This window comes from Bradyrhizobium lablabi (genome assembly GCF_018131005.1).
Taxonomy (GTDB): Bacteria; Pseudomonadota; Alphaproteobacteria; order Rhizobiales; family Xanthobacteraceae; genus Bradyrhizobium; species Bradyrhizobium lablabi_D.
Map to the genome: position 1 here is coordinate 120,076 of NZ_JAFCJK010000003.1, position 14,700 is coordinate 134,775.

At 62.0% G+C, this 14,700-nt stretch carries 25 protein-coding genes; 6 read left to right on the plus strand and 19 right to left on the minus strand.

Annotated elements, in window-relative coordinates:
• Positions 1-12: 12 nt before the first annotated feature.
• The 19 genes from JQ553_RS10255 to JQ553_RS10345 form a co-directional block, all read right to left on the minus strand.
• Complete coding sequence (locus tag JQ553_RS10255; RefSeq protein ID WP_212499821.1) at positions 13-261, minus strand: AlpA family transcriptional regulator; 249 nt, start codon at positions 259-261, stop codon at positions 13-15.
• Positions 262-338: 77 nt separating this feature from the next.
• A complete protein-coding gene (locus JQ553_RS10260) occupies positions 339-515 on the minus strand; it encodes a hypothetical protein (protein ID WP_212499822.1) in 177 nt (58 codons plus the stop codon).
• Between the two features lie 144 nt (positions 516-659).
• A complete protein-coding gene (locus JQ553_RS10265) occupies positions 660-1,007 on the minus strand; it encodes a hypothetical protein (RefSeq protein ID WP_212499823.1) in 348 nt (115 codons plus the stop codon).
• The gene (locus JQ553_RS10270; RefSeq protein WP_212499824.1) at positions 1,004-1,303 is read right to left on the minus strand and encodes a hypothetical protein; all 300 of its coding nucleotides are present in this window, start codon (positions 1,301-1,303) and stop codon (positions 1,004-1,006) included. Before JQ553_RS10270 ends, JQ553_RS10265 begins: the two co-directional genes overlap by 4 nt.
• A 5-nt stretch (positions 1,304-1,308) precedes the next feature.
• A complete protein-coding gene (locus JQ553_RS10275) occupies positions 1,309-1,503 on the minus strand; it encodes a hypothetical protein (RefSeq protein WP_212499825.1) in 195 nt (64 codons plus the stop codon).
• On the minus strand, positions 1,503-1,862 hold the full coding sequence (locus JQ553_RS10280; RefSeq protein WP_212499826.1) for a hypothetical protein: 360 nt from the start codon (positions 1,860-1,862) through the stop codon (positions 1,503-1,505). The genes JQ553_RS10275 and JQ553_RS10280 overlap by 1 nt, the downstream gene beginning before the upstream one ends.
• 220 nt (positions 1,863-2,082) lie before the next feature.
• Positions 2,083-2,484, minus strand: a complete 402-nt coding sequence (locus JQ553_RS10285; RefSeq protein ID WP_212499827.1) for a hypothetical protein — start codon at positions 2,482-2,484, stop codon at positions 2,083-2,085.
• The gene (locus JQ553_RS10290) at positions 2,481-2,792 is read right to left on the minus strand and encodes a hypothetical protein (protein WP_212499828.1); all 312 of its coding nucleotides are present in this window, start codon (positions 2,790-2,792) and stop codon (positions 2,481-2,483) included. Before JQ553_RS10290 ends, JQ553_RS10285 begins: the two co-directional genes overlap by 4 nt.
• The gene (locus JQ553_RS10295) at positions 2,789-2,959 is read right to left on the minus strand and encodes an Arc family DNA-binding protein (RefSeq protein ID WP_212499829.1); all 171 of its coding nucleotides are present in this window, start codon (positions 2,957-2,959) and stop codon (positions 2,789-2,791) included. Before JQ553_RS10295 ends, JQ553_RS10290 begins: the two co-directional genes overlap by 4 nt.
• The gene (locus JQ553_RS10300; RefSeq protein WP_212499830.1) at positions 2,956-3,303 is read right to left on the minus strand and encodes a hypothetical protein; all 348 of its coding nucleotides are present in this window, start codon (positions 3,301-3,303) and stop codon (positions 2,956-2,958) included. The genes JQ553_RS10295 and JQ553_RS10300 overlap by 4 nt, the downstream gene beginning before the upstream one ends.
• A gap of 164 nt (positions 3,304-3,467) precedes the next feature.
• The gene (locus JQ553_RS10305; RefSeq protein WP_212499831.1) at positions 3,468-3,956 is read right to left on the minus strand and encodes a hypothetical protein; all 489 of its coding nucleotides are present in this window, start codon (positions 3,954-3,956) and stop codon (positions 3,468-3,470) included.
• Complete coding sequence (locus JQ553_RS10310) at positions 3,953-4,585, minus strand: hypothetical protein (RefSeq protein ID WP_212499832.1); 633 nt, start codon at positions 4,583-4,585, stop codon at positions 3,953-3,955. The genes JQ553_RS10305 and JQ553_RS10310 overlap by 4 nt, the downstream gene beginning before the upstream one ends.
• Before the next feature lie 29 nt (positions 4,586-4,614).
• The gene (locus tag JQ553_RS10315; RefSeq protein ID WP_212499833.1) at positions 4,615-5,856 is read right to left on the minus strand and encodes a recombinase RecT; all 1,242 of its coding nucleotides are present in this window, start codon (positions 5,854-5,856) and stop codon (positions 4,615-4,617) included.
• Between the two features lie 13 nt (positions 5,857-5,869).
• On the minus strand, positions 5,870-6,757 hold the full coding sequence (locus tag JQ553_RS10320; protein WP_212499834.1) for a hypothetical protein: 888 nt from the start codon (positions 6,755-6,757) through the stop codon (positions 5,870-5,872).
• A gap of 1 nt (position 6,758) precedes the next feature.
• Complete coding sequence (locus tag JQ553_RS10325; protein ID WP_212499835.1) at positions 6,759-7,685, minus strand: YqaJ viral recombinase family protein; 927 nt, start codon at positions 7,683-7,685, stop codon at positions 6,759-6,761.
• A complete protein-coding gene (locus tag JQ553_RS10330; protein WP_212499836.1) occupies positions 7,675-8,022 on the minus strand; it encodes a hypothetical protein in 348 nt (115 codons plus the stop codon). The genes JQ553_RS10325 and JQ553_RS10330 overlap by 11 nt, the downstream gene beginning before the upstream one ends.
• Positions 8,023-8,218: 196 nt before the next feature.
• Positions 8,219-8,428 (minus strand): hypothetical protein, encoded by a 210-nt coding sequence (locus JQ553_RS10335; RefSeq protein ID WP_212499837.1) that lies wholly within the window; start codon positions 8,426-8,428, stop codon positions 8,219-8,221.
• Between the two features lie 94 nt (positions 8,429-8,522).
• Positions 8,523-9,416 (minus strand): hypothetical protein, encoded by an 894-nt coding sequence (locus JQ553_RS10340; RefSeq protein ID WP_212499838.1) that lies wholly within the window; start codon positions 9,414-9,416, stop codon positions 8,523-8,525.
• Complete coding sequence (locus tag JQ553_RS10345; RefSeq protein WP_212499839.1) at positions 9,320-9,802, minus strand: hypothetical protein; 483 nt, start codon at positions 9,800-9,802, stop codon at positions 9,320-9,322. The genes JQ553_RS10340 and JQ553_RS10345 overlap by 97 nt, the downstream gene beginning before the upstream one ends.
• Positions 9,803-10,003: 201 nt before the next feature.
• Here JQ553_RS10345 and JQ553_RS10350 point away from each other — a divergent pair, with 201 nt between their 5' ends.
• The 6 genes from JQ553_RS10350 to JQ553_RS10375 all read left to right on the plus strand — a co-directional run bounded on the left by JQ553_RS10350 (position 10,004) and on the right by JQ553_RS10375 (position 14,447).
• On the plus strand, positions 10,004-10,234 hold the full coding sequence (locus JQ553_RS10350; protein ID WP_212499840.1) for a carph-isopro domain-containing protein: 231 nt from the start codon (positions 10,004-10,006) through the stop codon (positions 10,232-10,234).
• Positions 10,235-10,307: 73 nt separating this feature from the next.
• Positions 10,308-10,904 carry a GcrA family cell cycle regulator gene (locus JQ553_RS10355; RefSeq protein WP_212499841.1) on the plus strand — a complete coding sequence of 199 codons (597 nt, stop codon included), beginning with the start codon at positions 10,308-10,310 and terminating at the stop codon, positions 10,902-10,904.
• A complete protein-coding gene (locus tag JQ553_RS10360) occupies positions 10,867-11,496 on the plus strand; it encodes a hypothetical protein (protein WP_212499842.1) in 630 nt (209 codons plus the stop codon). Before JQ553_RS10355 ends, JQ553_RS10360 begins: the two co-directional genes overlap by 38 nt.
• 194 nt (positions 11,497-11,690) lie before the next feature.
• Positions 11,691-12,068, plus strand: coding sequence for a hypothetical protein (locus JQ553_RS10365; protein ID WP_212499843.1), 378 nt, complete (start codon positions 11,691-11,693; stop codon positions 12,066-12,068).
• Positions 12,061-12,357 (plus strand): hypothetical protein, encoded by a 297-nt coding sequence (locus JQ553_RS10370; RefSeq protein ID WP_212499844.1) that lies wholly within the window; start codon positions 12,061-12,063, stop codon positions 12,355-12,357. Before JQ553_RS10365 ends, JQ553_RS10370 begins: the two co-directional genes overlap by 8 nt.
• 8 nt (positions 12,358-12,365) lie before the next feature.
• Entirely contained in the window at positions 12,366-14,447 is a 2,082-nt protein-coding gene (locus JQ553_RS10375) for an AAA family ATPase (RefSeq protein ID WP_212499845.1), read from the plus strand.
• The last annotated feature ends 253 nt before the right edge of the window (positions 14,448-14,700 follow it).

Genomic DNA, 14,700 nt, shown 5'->3' on the forward strand with positions numbered 1-14,700 from the left:
AGGGATGGGACGCTAGCCATCCTCGAACATGCGGTCCAGCGGGTTCTTAACTTTTTCTTCCGGAAGATCGGTAAAGGCGGCTTCGAGCCGGAGGCGATCCCACACCACGCGGCCGTCAACTCGCTTGGGCTTCGGCATCCGGCCGTCGGCCACCATCTCGTCGAACTTCGTAATGCTGACGCCGACATAGCGCGCGGCATCGTCGCGCGACATGCCGCGCGGCGGGTAAGAGAGATCGCGATGGTCAGGCGCGCGGGTCATACCAGTAGGACGCCTTTTCGATCAGCGCGGCGATGACGATGCCGCCGCCGATTGCGATAACGAGGATCGCCAACACCTCAGTCATAGTCGTCATCTTCCCAACGATTGATCGCCAGGGCGAGCGGGCCGAGCGCAATCGTCACCGGCAGGATCGCCAGATCGGGCGGCTCGAAGCCGGTCTCACAGATAATTTCCCACCACGCATACATGCCGAAAAGAGCCCAGGTGCAGATGGGGAGCATTGTCAGCGTCATGGCGTTGGCCTTCCATACCAGCAGTTCAGGCAGATCAAGTCGTCGAGCCGATCGCGGGCCGGCCGATAGACGTCGCAGCCGCAGCGCAGGCAGACGAAGCGCGCCGGCAATGGCGCCGGCGCCGGGCGCGGGATGAAGCGCCGATCAGCCACCGGCAGGCGCCGTCTCGTCAGCGAATAGCTTCATCATGTTGTTAAAGAGAAGTTCGCGCTTCCTGGCGGAATCGGCTGTTCGATCATGCAGCATGGCGATGATGAGCTCGAGCGGCGCACCTGTATCGCGGTGGCAGTCCCGCAGCTTGCGAACAGCCTCGAGCACGGCGAAGTCGGCGAGCATCTCGACGGCGGCCATGACGGCATCAACCTTGACGGGACGAGGCAGCTTGCTGTCGATGACGCACGAGAGGCCAAGGGTCGCCTTCATCGCGCCCTTCTGCCCAATTGTCCCTTTGTCATATGCTTCGGTGAACTTGGCCTGTGGAGAGAGGGTCATAGCTGGTCTTCCTTTCCGGTGGTGCAGAGGGTGGCGGCGAGTTTTCGAGCGCGCTTGTTCAGGTAGTAAGAGACGGTCGAGGGATCGCGACCGATCGCACTGGCGATCTCGTAGCGCTTGAACCCGAGGGCATGGAGTTTTTGCGCAACCTCGACGCGGGCCTCGACGTAGTCCTTCAAACATGACGGGCTCACGAGATGGCCGGAGTTCAGGCCGTGCGCGGGCAGCGTATCTTCCACGGTGGATTCGAGGATGCGGCGGCGCGCCGCGCGGGCAAGGGGCAGCTTGTCGGTCATGGCGATCATTCCATCATCGAGATGTCGCAATCGTCGCAGTGCATGTGCATGTGGCTCTTACGGCCCACCAGTCGACCATGCACAAAGCCTGCATCGCAGAACGGGCACTTGGCTTTCGCCGCGGTGATGCCCTTCTCGAGCATGATCTTCTTCAGCTTCGCCGCTGTCTCGATCACCTTGTCGGCCGTGGCGATGTCCATCAGAGCGGCTCCCACTTGATCAGCAGCATTTCGAAATTGCCGACGCCATGCTCGCGCAGCCAAAAAGCATGCATGTCACTGATGCTGGTGAAGCCATCGGCGCGGGCAAACGCGTCAGCGTCGATCACAATGTCTCTGAGGCTGAAGGAGTCGTTGCGCACACCTATCCACATGGGCTGAACGTAGATGCATCGCGCATCGCCGATCTTGATGCACTGCTTTGTGCGCATGCCGCTATATAGCTGCACGGTCTCGCCGGGCCGCGCGTGCCGGCGCTTGCCGACCGCGCGGATCGTCTGCCGCTTCGCGCCGGAGCGGATCGGATCGACGAAACGGCGGCGGAAGCTATAGGCTACCATCAGAAAAGTCCCGGAGGCGGCGTCAGTGACCAGTGTCGACGATGCTGCTCAGGCATAGTGTCGTAGACTTCTCGAGCAACCTGCACGCCAAACCCGGGCGGGACACAAAACGTCATCCGCGAAATAAGGTCAGCGAGCTCAAAAGCCGTGATGTCTGGCCGCGGCCTGAAGTAGACGGTGACCGTCTCTCGCTTCTGCCGCCGCTTTAAGATATCGAACATCATGATACCGATGCCTCGCCCTGGTTCAGTTCGGCAAACTCGGCGGCGATATCCGCGAGCTCCTCGCTCACCATCTGCGGCGACAGGCCGAACAGGCCGTACTTCTGTTCGATCGCGATGCAGGCGTCGGTCTCGCCTTTCGCGAGGTGCGCCGCGTAGCGGCTGAGATCGGCCTGCGCGTCTTTCAGATAGGCGTCGTCATCATTGCCGTCGCCGAAGCATCTGTCCCATTCATCTGCCGTGATGCCGGTCAGGATGAACTCGCGCTGGTCCGCCGTCAGGTGCGGAAAAGCGTCCTGCACCAGCGCGCCGCTGTCATACTTGGCCATCTGTTCGGCGGTAATCGGCAGGTCCATCGTGCTCACTTTGCCGGTGATGATCGATGTGCGGGTGATCTTCATGCGTTGCCCTCTGTCTGCATTTTGCTGGCCTGAAACGCGCGCAACTCCTCGTCGATCAACATCATGCGGTCGATGTCCTGGTCGGTCGCGTCGGCATCCGCGTCGTCGCACAGCATCACGATGCTGAAGAACAGATGTCGCGCGCCGGCAAAGAAGACGTTGCGCATTTGCTCAATCCTCTCCGGCGGCGTGGTGCTTGGGATGGCGGCGTTCTTGAAGCCGACCCAGCCGCCCTCGATCAGCTTGCCCTTGTCGACCCAGTCGCGGGCTATCTGTTCGGCCAGCTTTTCGATGTGCGATTTGCTCATGGCTTTGGCCTCCGCCCCTGGACGTGCTTCTCGATCGCGATGACGATTTCGGAATTCATCGATCGGCGATTATCGGCAGCGAGGCGCTTCAGCTTCTCGTGCAGGTCGGCGGGCAACCGGAGGTGATACTGCTCGAAGTCGCGGCTGACGAGTATGCGCTCCGTCATGACTTCCTCCGATACAGAAACGCATAGCCGGTGCGCGATCGATGGTTTGGCACGGTCTTCCGTTCGATGGTGCCGCGCTTCGTCAGCACTTTGAGAACGGAGCGAACGCTTCCGTCGTCGGAAGGGCGGCGGACACACCGGCAGACCTTCGCCGTGTTCACCCACTCGTCGGTCAGCGCTGCGAGGATCGCCGCCGAAAGCTTGTTCGTGGTGCTCGGCGCGTAGCTCGGGCGACGAAAAAGTGGGCCCGTCGGCGACTCGGCTCTCGCGTGAGTGCGGTTGTCAGGACCAGCGAGGCTGTCCCTGCCGCCGACGGGTTTCAGAATTTCGATGTCGTTCGTCATTGTCGTTTTTCCTGCCTGCCTTGCCTCGCCTCGCCCTGCCTCGCCTTGCCTCGCCTCGCCTGCCTGGCCTCGCCCGGCCTTGCCTGGCCAAGCCTTGCCGCGCCATGCCTGCATGGCCTCGCCTGGCCTTGCCCCGCCATGCCCTACCGCGCCTCGCCTAGCCATCACGTTGTCGACTCCAGTTGCACCGGAGGCGACTCCGTCACTTGCTCGACCTTGTCCATTCCGTGCTCAGCGCGCGTCAGCGCGACGGCTTGTCTGATGCCATCGAGCTCCGGCAGCGGATGCAGGTCGAGGATTGAGGAAATGCGATTGAGAATCGCGCCAATCAGCGCGCGCCTCTTATCTTGATCCGCGAGAACGACCTTGGTCTGAATGTAGCCATCAGCGCCATCGGCCTCATTTGCCAGCGAAACATAGGCGCGAATGTTGACCTTCTGACCGTCGCCTCGATCGAGGAGCTTGACATTCACGCGGATGATCTGGCGTGCCTGCCACAACCGATAAAGGTGCGCGACATGCGCATCATCCCAATCGAATTTTGCATGCAGCGCGGTGTTGGGGCTGCGCGCAAACTCGACCACCTTCTCGGGGTGCAGAGCCTTGTCGGGGCTCTGCTTTCGGATGAACTCAAGTTCCTCAAGGATCGTCATTGCGCGATCCTGAAGAGACCAAAACCGAGACCGGCCGAATCCTTGCTGTCGGGTCTCCCCTCGCCGATGCCGACCTGCATGCCGACGCGCGTCAACAGATTGGAGACGTCAGCCAAGCTGAACTGATCGTCGTCGAAACGGATGCGAAGCGTCGCGCTCCACTCGTCCCAGCGCGGCCGCGCGCGAATGTCAGCAACGCCGGTCGCGTTGCGCACCAGGCGCTCGTCGTGCTGCGGCTTGCCTATGATCTTGATCAGCGGCGTGCCGTCAACGCGGTCATAGCCATCGGCCTCGACGAACAGCGTCAGCTTGGCGAGCGTCATCTTAAAACCGACCAGGCGGCAAGCCGAGATCAGCGCGAGCCTAAAGCCGCTCGCCGGGATGCCGCACCAGCCCTCGCGCGAAACATGCATGGCTTGCTCGAAATCATCTTTGAAATCGCGCGCGTCGCGTTTCTTGCCCTTCTTGGCCTGCGATCCGCTGACCATCTTCTCGCGCATCATGTCGGCGGCTTTCTTCGCGAAACGCGCTTGCATGTATGGGGCGGTGCCGACCAGCTTAAACTCAGCGGTGCTAAACTTCGGCGCCGGGATTTGAACTTCCCGGATCGTATGCGACTTATCCAGCATTGCTGTCTCCTGTACTGTTAAAGCCCGCTCTAGGATTGATCCGCGTCGCGAATCTCGAATTGCTTTTGCTTTAGACTTTCCTGCAGCGCCTCGCGTGCCTCTCCGGAAACCTGCGCCTTGTTGCGCACGCCCTTCTCGTCCTTCCAGCGCTTCTCGCCGGCGTCAGCGTCATCGAGCGAGTTGATCCACGCGGTCGCATAGGCGATGTATTCTTGCTCGTTCTTCGGCGGTGCCGTCTTGTCGGTGGCCGCGGCCGACTCCTTGTCTTTCGCCTTGGAGGGTTCAGACTTGGAGCCGGCCTGGCCCGTCGCAGCCGACTGCCCGGCGGCCTGCGTCGAAGTTGTGGCGGGGTCCGCTATGGGCGTGGGGTTGGCGGACCCCGCCTCCGTCGCGTCCGATTGGGGACGGGACGCGGCGGAATTGGTTTGCTCGGTGACCTCGCCGGTCTCTGGATCGTGCGCTATCGTGGGCGCGCTACCTGCCGGCAATGACAGCATGTCCAGCTTACTGACGAGTGACGTGTGGCCGCGGTCTTGCGCATCGGTGCGCGCCTGATCGAAGTCGTACAGCGCGTCGTCGCGGCGAATGAGATCATCAATATCGGTGTTGAGCGGGAGCCGCTTCGACAGGCGGCGGATGGCGCTTTTCTTCGCCATCTCCTCCCACCAGTCGACCCACGGGCCCTTGTCCTTCGATCGGCTGACGGATCGGATTTTTTCGATGTCGGCGGGCTTCAGCACCTCGACTTCGATCGAGCCATCCTTAAGCTTTGCCATCGCGAACGCGCATCGAATGATATCGCGCTCCTGCGACTCGCCGGCCTCGTAATCGAGATGCTCGCCTTCGTTGTCGATCCAGTTCCGGAAGCGATCGCCGGCATAGACGACCTTGGCGACAATGGTCGAGAGCTCGCCGGAGTTACGGACCTTCTTCAAGATGCCAGCGACCATCGGCATGTACTGGACCGCATCGATCCAGACGTCGCCTTCGGAGGTTTTTTTCTTGGTCCGATAGATCACCAGCGCGGCTTCGCGGCCATCGCATAGCAATCCATCGGCAGCGGCCATCATCGCGGATGAAAACAGCGAGGCGCGATCGGCGTGGAGTAGTGCCGGGTTCTTGTTCACCGCGGTCAGAATGACGCGCGAGAACCGTTCGGCCGGAATATGGGCCGGGAGCACGGCGCCAAATTCCTGCTCGCGGCTCATAACCTGCTGCTTGAAAACGGCGATGGGATTCTGCTGGCGCTCGGCAACGTCGGTATCGGTCATGACAGACTCCTGATCAGCGGAATTGCGCGCTGGTCGTGGGGAAAATCCTCACGCCAGTTAGGGGCGCGGTATCCTTGTGAATGCGCACATAGGCGCGGATCGCCTTCTCAATGTCGGCGCGGCTGATGTGCGAGCGCAGCGCTTCGAGATCGACGGCGGCGAGCTCGGTGATCTCGAAGTCGAAGGATTGCGCGAGTGTGGCCATGCCACCGCTTGCGGCCCGCGTGCGAGCGAGATCGGCCGGCTTTTCATCAGCGGCGCGCTGCGCCTGGGTAGCGGCGGCGACGGCTTCGATCTCTTTCTGCCGGGCCGCGCGCGCCTCGGCATCCTTCCGGTCGGCTTCGGCCTTGGCTGCGGCTGCGGCCTGCTCGGCCGCTTTGCGCGTGGCTTCGTCGGCGGCCCGCTGCGCGGCCAGCCTTGCCTCTTCGGCCTTGCGCCGCTCCTCGTCGGCAGCGCGTTGCGCGGCGGCGGCCTCCTGCTGGCGCTTGCGTTCGGCCTCGCGAGCGATCCGCGCCTCTTCCTCACGGCGCTTGCGCTCCTCCTCCGCCTTCTTGTCTAGATAGCGTTTTGCGCTGGCCTCGATCGGCGCCTGCGCGTCGTTGATGCGCTTCATCAGCAACTTGAACCAGGAATCGACCACCCGGCCGGCATCGAGGTACGGCGCTTTCGTATCCTCGCGCTTCGCCTCCGCACGCTTGAACTCGTTGTGCAGACCCCGAACGGCCTCGCGTGCCGCCGAGATGTCATCTTCATCCTCGAACACCGGCGGCAGTTTGTTCGCAACCTCGATCGCAGCTGCGACCGCGGCTTCGAGATAATCGAAGTCCTTCGAGAGCTGGTCGGCGGTGATCAGCTTCGGGCGGTTGTCGTCGACCGCGGGTGTTTTGACGGGCGCGTTCATGTCAGCGACCTTTCAGGACGCGCAGCACGCGAAAGCTGGTCTCGTCGACGAAGTAGCCGGCGCGGTGCGTGGTTTTGAAGCTGATGCGGCGGCCGTCGGCGAGGCGCGCGAACGACGCCGCGCCCATCTTGGCGGAGAGCATGGCCTTGGCCGTCGTCTCCTGCGACCCTGCGTCCTTCTTGTGTTTCCTGGCGTTCTCGAGACATTCCACGATCTCAGGCACTTCGTTGTCGCCGCTGAGATCGATCTCGGCGCCGTTGTCCTGCGGATAGAGTTTCGCGATCAGCGCGCCGTCGCGGCCGTAGTCGGGATCATAATTTTTGCCCTCTTCGATCCGCTGCCAGAACCCGGCAACCTCGAACTTGAGGCGATCGATAATCCCGGCATGGATGGGAATCGGGACGATCGGCATCTCGAGCCCGAAGCCGACCACCAGCGGCGCGACCGCAGCCCATTCGGCGCCGGTCAGGTGCGCCTCGATGATCGCCTGTATGATGATCCACAGCGGCGGCTCGATCGAACCGTCGTCGCTTTTCCAGTCGCGGCGGAAGATCGAGGGCTCGATGCTCTTGATCTGGACGACGCCGGCCCTGCCCTTCTCGTCGACCGCCAGCACGTCAGGCGTGGCGCCGATGCGAGTATCGGTGTCGCGGAAGTAATAGCCGACCGGATGAACGATCAGCCGCCAGTCTGGCCGCTGCTCGCGCAATAGCTGCGCGGCGACCGGCTCAAGCAGGCGCCCGCGCTGCATCGGCGCGGTCTCTTCCGGATCCTCGGCGATCAGGCCTTTCTTGAGCAGATAGAGGCCGTAAGCCGTCGAATAGGGATGCACGCCGAGCAGCGCGCCGGCGATCGACGCGGTGACGTCCTGAGAGCGCAGCGCGAGCCACTGGTCGCGGTTCTCGATCGCGATTTTCTCAATCGCCATGACGCGCCTCGATTTCGGTGTGCTTGGTGGTCTCGGCGTGCAGCGACGAGGCCATGACGAAGGCCTGGCCGGCCTTGTTCTTTGCGACTTCGATTTCAGCCTGGAAGCGACCGGCCGCATCGTGCATCGCCGCGAGATCCTGTCTCACGCGGGCAACCTTGATCTGGGCCATCACCAGGGAGGCGGCGAGCAGCGCTTTGGCCGCGTCCAACAGCGCCGTCTCGCTTTCGTCGATAATCCAGACGGTGCCGACGAAAAGCTGCCTCAGCTGCGGCGACAGGTCCTTCGCGGCCTGTTGGGCGTGCACGAGCTTAAGATGCAGGACGTTGTCGTTCATGGCTGCGCCCTCCGCTTGCGAGCAAGCGCCTCGGTGCGCGCTTGACGCCTCGCGTTGCGGCGTGCGCCGCGATAGGTGTCAGCCTTCCGCGGCTTTTTGTTCCGCGAGATTTTTCTCGGCTTCTCGGGAGCGCCGCTCGCTTCAATGCGGGCGATCAGATCGAGATCGAGTTTCCGGGCCAGGGTGCGGGATGCGCTCATGGCTGCTCGCCCCCGTGCAGGGCGGCGTGCAGCGAGGCGCCGCTGGCCGTCAGGATTTGGGATTGCAGCTTGCTGGTCGCGCTCCGGTAGACCTTCAGGCCCTTGGTCGAGAGGCTGACGCCGTTCAGGCGGGAGATCAGGGCGACCCATTCCTCGCCGGTCATGGTGACGGGAATGTCGGTTTTAGAAAAACGGTTGCGGCGCATCGAACCCTCCAAGGCAATGGAGGGTTTTCTAGACTATAACAGAAATGCTGTCAACAGAGTTTCTGTTAAAATGACCGATCTGGACGAATTGTAATCATCCATCCACAACCGAGAATCCGAGAGTCGGATGCTGCACCTCATAGGTGCCGCCTTGCACGCACTGGCTATGGGTCAGGCCGGAGTAGAAATAGTGACCCGGCGGCAGCGGCTTTGCGGGGCGAAACGTCAGATGAAACTCGCGCCATTCGCCATTGGTGGTCGACGTGGTTACGCCATAGCGGCGGTCGGTGTAGAGCGGCGTATCATCCAGCTGAACTCGGATCATCCGGTCGAAGCTCGTCTGGCAGACGCGATCGCGGCGAAACTGGAAAACGATATCGATGTTCTCGCCGACCTTGAATGTCGGCTTTGCCATCTTGACCGACTTGTATTCGATGGGAGGGCCCGGCCTTGCAAGGCTGTAGGCAAGGAACGGCGAAGGGAGCGCGAGGGCGGCAATGACGAGCACCGCATAGCGCCAATGCGGCACTCGCGATCGCTGCTTGGGCGGGTCGGGGTTAGGTTCGCCAGGAGGCAGCGGCTTGCCGGTTGCGATCTCCGACAGCGCCATCAGCAGCGCGTGGTTTTCGCGGATCGCACTGATTGGAACGCGCAGCGTCAGAACGACGTGGTCATCCTGCTCGTCGATGATGGTCGCGTCTTGTTCCAGGATTCCAGTCGGCAGAAGAAAGCGAGTGCCCTCCATATGAGGATCCCTCTTCCGGATGTTGCTGTCTATTGAAAATCCATCCGCCCCCTCAAATAAAGACACATTTGTGACCGTGTTGCAAATGACATTTGGTGAATAGCGGGAGTTGCAGTTTCGGAACTTGCCCGAAACAGGCGTGAGGGTCAGATCGATAGTTTCGACACGATGACGCCTCGGATGATGGTCCGCACGTTGTCGACCGGCGTCGGCGGATTGCTGCCGCTCAAATGAAAGGACCATAGGTTCGTCGGCACGTATTGCCTGATGATCGGCACGCCAGCGCTCTCCGCCAGGACGAAGTTCTGCGGCCTCGGCCGCGCCCCGAGATCGACGACCACGAAATCACCGGGCAGGTAATTCGCGCCAGCCATCATGTCGCTCGTGATCCGCCAGACTTCGGCGTTCAGGCCGGCCATGGCGGCGGACAGCACCTTGACCTGCTGCGGTTCCAGCTGACCGACCTCGATCTTCTCGACGTCGGGAGCAAGTGCCGGCGGGTTCTCGCCCGGCCCTGGAAGATTGAGCAGCCACGAGACAGTCACCTTGAAGGCTTTCGCATATTCGCTGGCCGCCTCGCGCGGCACAGGCGTCTGTCCGTTCTCGTGGCTTGCATATGTCGAGGGCACCCAATGGTGCCGGAGCGCCGCCGACCTGGATGATCTGAAGCCGGCATTTTTCCGCGCTTGACGCAATCGCCTGTTGGTCTCGTCCAAAGCTCGAACCTTGAAATGCACTTGGGTCAAATTGCATTCTCCGCAAAACGTCGAACAGAAATCCTGTTAAAAAAACTTGACAGAGTTAACAGAACTTCTGTAAACAGCGGCGCCATGGCCGAACCGAAGACAATTTCCGAACTGATCGATGCCTTTGGCGGCGCGACCAAATTCGCTGAGGTCATCGACAAAATTCCAAGTACGGCCAGCGAAATGAAGCGCAGCGGATCAATCCGGCCGCGCTATTGGCCGAAGATTATTGAAGCCGCGGCCGCCCGCGGCATCGAGGGCGTTTCGCCTGAGTCATTGATGCAAATGCATCTCAATGAAGAGGCCGCCTCGTGAGAGTTATCAACAGAAAATTAAAGATAGGGCGGCCGGGCGGAAAAATCAAATCCACTCATAGCGGGGTCGGAGCATGCGAGCGCTCGACGTCTGGACCGAGGAGCGGGTCGCGCAGCTCACGAAGCTTTGGGCTAGCGGTCTAAGTTGCAGCCAAATAGCGGAAGCGATGGGGTGTTTCGCCCACTGCGGTGATCGTGGCCGCAGCGCGGTAATTGGCAAGATCCACCGGCTCGGGCTGCCGCAGCCGGAGGGCAAGCGAAAGCCTAAGCCGCTACGCCCGCGCGAGCCCAGACCCCCTCGCGTCAACCTCGGTCGGGGCAGGATCATGTCACTGCTGCCGGGCGGGCCCATCGCGCCGCGCCGCAAGCGGGAGGCGCCGCCAGCGCAGACGCCCGACCTGCACGAAGCCTTGAAGAGCGAGGCGCCGGACGGCACCGGCGTCAAGCTTCGCGAATTGACCGAGTTCAATTGCCATTGGCCAAAGGGCGACCCGCACGAACCAGACTTCGAGTTCTGCGGTGCTCCCGCCCTGCACGACCTGCCCTATTGCGCGCATCACTGCCGCATCGCCTACCAGGAGACGCGCACAAGAACCCGCGTCGACAAAGCGCTTCAGCACGAAGGGAGCCAACATGGCAAAACGCGGACGACCGAGGAAGAACCAGCCTGAAGCGCCACAAGCTTCGCCGGGTGAGAACATCAGCGAAGATCAGCTGCAGGCGCTGTTCTTCCAGAGCAAGACCGACTACGAAAAAATGCTCGCCTTGAAAAAGAAGGCGGACGCCGATTTCAAAAACTGCTGCAAACGCATCAAGGCGGAGCTCGGCAAGCGCGGCGTCGCCGAGATCAAGCTTGCGATAGGTCTCGGCACCGAAGAGGGCGAGGCCGAGGCCAAGGCCGACATCGAGTCGACGATGCGGATCATGGCCTGGATGGGCGTCCCGGTCGGCACGCAGGCCGATCTCTTCCCCGCCATCGATCCGGCGCCGATCACCGAGCGCGCCTTCAACGAAGGCAAGCGCCAGGGGCTCGCTGGCGAGACGCAGAAGAACCCGCACCATCACGCAACCGAGGCGCATCGATCGCACAACGATGGCTATGCCGCAGGCCAGGAGACCTTGGCAAAAGGCATCAAGCCGCTTGATGACACGCCGACCGGTTCGGTGCCGAAAGACGAGTGGCAGCGACAGCTGCGCGAAAACAACGACGCAGTTCAACAGGCCATCAGGGACAATGCGGTCGACAGTCTGACCGCGCAGTAAAGAGGCGTCTCATGGCAGGGGGAACCATTCTAGCTCTAGATGTCGCAAGCAAGACCGGGGTCGCCTTCGGGCGCCCCGGCGACGTCCCTCACCTCGAGACGATCGACTTCCGCCGCGGCGACGATGATCTCGCCGGGCTTTATGGCCGCGCGACATTGTGGATGGCAACCAGGATGCGAGACGATCCGCCCGACATGGTGGTGATCGAACAAGTCGTTGCACCTTCGGCCGCAAAAGGCCACACCAGCCATGATGTGACGATGATCTCGATCGGAATGTTCGGGATCATCTGCGGCATCGTTCGATGCAAAAACATCCGCCTTGAAGTCGCGCAGATATCGACTTGGCGCAAGCACTTCATCGGGGCCGGGCGCCTGACGCATATCGGTGACCGCCATCAACGCCGCAAGGAAGGCAAGCGCCTCGTCATAGAGCGCTGCCAGCTGCTCGGCTGGCTACCTGACGACGACAACCAAGCAGATGCCGCCGGCATATGGGACTGGGCCGGCGCGACCTTCATGGGCCGCATCCCGGAGGCGCTGCATCTGTTCGGGGAGCGCGCGCATGGCTGATCAATCGACCTTCGCCGACATCGCCGTGGCGATGACGCTGGCTTCCTCGAAGCTGCAGCTTGATCTCGCCAAGACCAAGATCATCGCCGAGCGCATCGGCCTGTCGAGGATGGGCTACGAACTGATCGTGCCGAGCCTCGAGCGCGACGTCGCCCTCGTCATGGAGGGCGCCGAACTGCTTAAGCAGATGTCGGAGCACGAGGCCGAGATCCGCGCACTGCTAGAGCGCAAGAAACGTCGCAGCTGGCTATCGGCGCTGAAGTCCGTCGCCGCGACGTGGCTTCTATAGAGGGATCATTGGCCTACTCTGAAACATTCCTTGATGACCTTAAATCGCGGGTTGCGGTGTCGGAGGTGATCGGCCGCAGCGTCAAGCTGCGCAGGGATGGCAAAGAGTTTCGCGCGATCGACAACAAGTCGCTGACCGTCAACGATCAGAAGGGCATCTGGTTCGATCACGCCACGAACGAAGGCGGCGACGTCCTGCAATGGCTGCAGAAGGACGGACTATCGTTCGCCGATGCAGTTGCCGATCTCGCCAGCATCGCCGGCGTGCCGCTGCCGAACGGCAATGGTCAGGCACCGCCGAGAAAGCAGCCCGCAAAGAAGCAAGAGCCAAAGGCCAAGCGCGAGATCACCGCGACCTATGACTATACCGACGCGCAGGGCGAGCTGCTCTATCAGGTCGTGCGCCTGGAATGGATCGAGGACGGCGAGCGACATAAGACATTCAGGCAGCGGCGGCCCGATCCGGAAAAGCCAAGCGAATGGCTTTGGAATCTCGAAGGCATAAGCCATGGGCTTTACCGCCTGCCCGATCTGCGCGAGGCCGGTGTCGACGAGACCGTCTATCTGCCCGAGGGCGAGAAAGACGTCGAGACGTTGATCGGCTTCGGCCTGGTCGCGACAACAAACTCAGGCGGCGCGAAGAACTGGCGCAACGATCACGCCGAGGCGCTGCGAGGGCGAGACGTCGTCGTCATGGTCGACAATGACGATCCAGGGCGCGAGCGCGGAAAGACGATCGTCGCGGCGTTGTACGGCATCGCAAGCCGCGTGCGGGTCCTGGACTTCTCGCGCAGGGACATCTGGCCGGAGGCGCCAAAGGGCGCCGACGTCACCGACTGGGTGAAGGCGCGCGAGGGTACCGCCGAGGAGCTCGCCGAGATCGTCGGGCGGCTGCCCGACGTGAAGCCGCCCCCCTTCGTTTCGCAGTTCGGCGGCATCCCGTTCGAGGAGTTGGATCGCCCCGGGCCCGAACACGAATTCATCATCGACGGCTGGCTGACGGTCGGCGAGAAATCGGTGATCGGGGGCGCCACCAAGTCGGGCAAGTCGTTCCTGGCGATTCACATGGCGATGTGCATCGCGACCGGCCGCCAGTTCTATGGCAACAACGTGCTGGCGCGCGGGCTCGTGATCTATCAGGCCGGCGAAGGCGGCCGCGGCATCCGCAAGCGATTCCGCGCCTGGCGCGAAAATTTCGGCATTCAGCAAGGCATCCGCGTGCCGGTCTACATCCTGCAGTCGAAGGTCGATATTCATAGCCACGAGGGCGACACGGCGAAACTGATTGAAGAGATCATCGCCATCTCGCGCCTCTACAATCTGCCGGTCACCGCCCTCTTCATCGATACGCTGGCGAAAGCGCAAGGCGCGGCGGATGAAAACTCCGGCCGCGACATGGCCGTGGTGATGGCCAACGTCGATCGCATCGCTGCCGCCGTTCCTGGCTGCCACGTCTGCCTCGTCCATCACATGAACGCCGGCGGCACCAAGCTCCGCGGGCATACATCGATCTCGGCCAATATCGATCAGGTCGTGTTGGTGGCAAAGGAGGAAGGCACCAAGGTTCGGACCGCAACGCTCGACAAGCAGAAGGACGAGGAAGACGGCGCCGAGATCCGCTTCGAGCTGATGCAGGTCGAGGTCGGCCGTCGCGCGATCGACGGCAAGCCGATCACCTCCTGCGTCACGGTGCCCGCCGGCACGGCTAGGACGCTGGTCAAGGGCAAGACGCTGGTCCTGTCCGATGATCAGACCAACATCTTCACGGCGCTGAAGGATGCGATCGCCGACGTCGGCATTCCGGCGCCGCCGGAACTGAAGCTGCCGAAATCGATCGTGAAGGTCTGCAAGGTCGCCGATTGGTACAACGCATATCGGGCAGTCGCCTCCAAGGAAGACGCCGCCCTGCGGCAAGCGATGGGGCGTGCCAGCGACAAGTTCGTGCGCCTGCGCATCATTGGCAGGATCAACCCGTATGTCTGGGTGACTGGCCGACCGGTGGCGGAGTTGAGCAACGACGAGAGGGGCGAGATCACTGGTGGGGATGCAATCCAGGAGGAATTCCCCGAGCAAGAATTTGCCCCGCGATGACGTGACATCTCTTCGGAAAGTGACGTGACAAGTGAATCGGGAATGGCTGGATCGGGCATAGGTATGTCACGGAAAGATAACGACAAATCCAAAAGTGACATTTCGCATCGGGATGTCACTTCTGACCTGTCACGCATGTCACTTTCAGACCGAGCGAAGCTCGCCACACTGATCGAAAAGGACGGCGATTCCGATCTCCGCCAGCATCTTTTAGGGGCGATAGGACGGGCGGAAACGGGCCGTGGATCGCTTA